A 1,352-nucleotide genomic window follows, 5' to 3' on the forward strand; every position below is an offset into this window, starting at 1 on the left:
GGGGGCCCGGGCCACCTGCGCGGCGGCGTGCCCCTGGCCGGCGTCGGCAGCGGCACCCACGCCGGTGCCGGCCCCCGATACGGATTCCGCCCCACCGTCATGGCCCGACCCCCCTTCGCCGGATAGCCGCCGGTTTCTCTCAGCACCGCCGGAACACGCTTTAGCGCGCGAAAAGTGCCGCGCTAAAGCGTGTTTCGCTATGCGGCGACGAATCGGGCATGCGGCGGCGGCGTGCCCGGTCCGGGCCGGCTCGCAGCGTCGCCATGATGAACGCGGCGCGGGCCTTTTTCTGCGACCGGATTTTTAACCCGCCCCGAGGCTAACGCGCCCGGACCTTCGCGGGGCCGAGAATGGGCGGCGATCCGCCCGGCGTCCCGTTCCCGCAGGTAGGCGGGCGGCCCGCCACCGCGCGCATCCGCCCGGCGTCTCGTCGGCCACGCTCCCCGCCGCCCAGCGAAGGGCATGGTTGCCTTCCTGCCGGTCGCTCGCGGCCAGCGCCGCCGTCTCGCGGCGATCTAGCCTTCGCAAACGAGCGAATTCGCTTGAAACCAGCCAGCCAGACCACTCGCGAGGGAAACACATGTCGTTCGAACCGGGCGGTTCGTCAGGTGTTTGACTTCGGGGCGTTACCGCCGGAGGTGAATTCCGGGCGGATGTATGCGGGTCCGGGTTCGGGGTCGTTGATGGCGGCCTCGGCGGCGTGGGATGAGGTGGCCGCGGAGTTGGCGACGGCGGCCAGTGGGTATGGCTCGGTGGTTTCGGAGTTGACCAGTGGGCCGTGGGTGGGTCCGGCGTCGGCGTCGATGGTGGCCGCGGTGGTGCCGTTTGTGAGTTGGCTCTCGGCGATGTCGGGGTTGGCCGAGGAGACGGCCAGTCAGGGTCGGGCGGCCGCGGCGGCGTTTGAGGCGGCGTTTGCGATGACGGTGCCGCCGCCGGTGATTGCGGCGAATCGGGTGTTGTTGGCGACGTTGGTCGCGACGAACTTTTTTGGTCAGAACACCCCGGCGATCATGGCGACCGAGGCTCAGTACATGGAGATGTGGGCCCAGGACGCGGCGGCGATGTATGGGTATGCGGCGGCCTCGGCCACGGCCTCGGAGTTGACCCCGTTTGCCGCGCCGCCCAACACGACCACGCCTGATGGGTTGGCCGATCAGGCGTTGGCGGTGAGCCAGGCGGCCACTCAGCCGGCGGGCAACACCGCCCAGACGGTGGCCTCCAACGCCACCCAGGTCGCCGCGCTGGCACCGCAAGCCGCCGCCGTGCAGCAGGCCAGCACCGCCGCGACGACACCGCCCGGGCCGTTCACCTGGCTGACCAGCGCCATCCAGAACTTCCTGCAAAGCGGGTTG

The 1,352-nt window shown here is 70.6% G+C and carries 1 protein-coding gene and 1 pseudogene; both read left to right on the forward strand.

Going from position 1 to position 1,352, the window contains the following annotated elements:
- Positions 1 to 126: pseudogene (locus tag A5680_RS25050) on the forward strand (hypothetical protein); the annotation flags it as partial.
- 482 nt (positions 127 to 608) lie between these two features.
- On the forward strand, positions 609 to 1,352 hold a 744-nt coding region (locus A5680_RS05495; RefSeq protein WP_156675196.1), incomplete at its 3' end, for a PPE family protein.

The sequence above is a fragment of the Mycobacterium sp. E2989 genome, from assembly GCF_001667595.1.
GTDB lineage: Bacteria > Actinomycetota > Actinomycetes > Mycobacteriales > Mycobacteriaceae > Mycobacterium.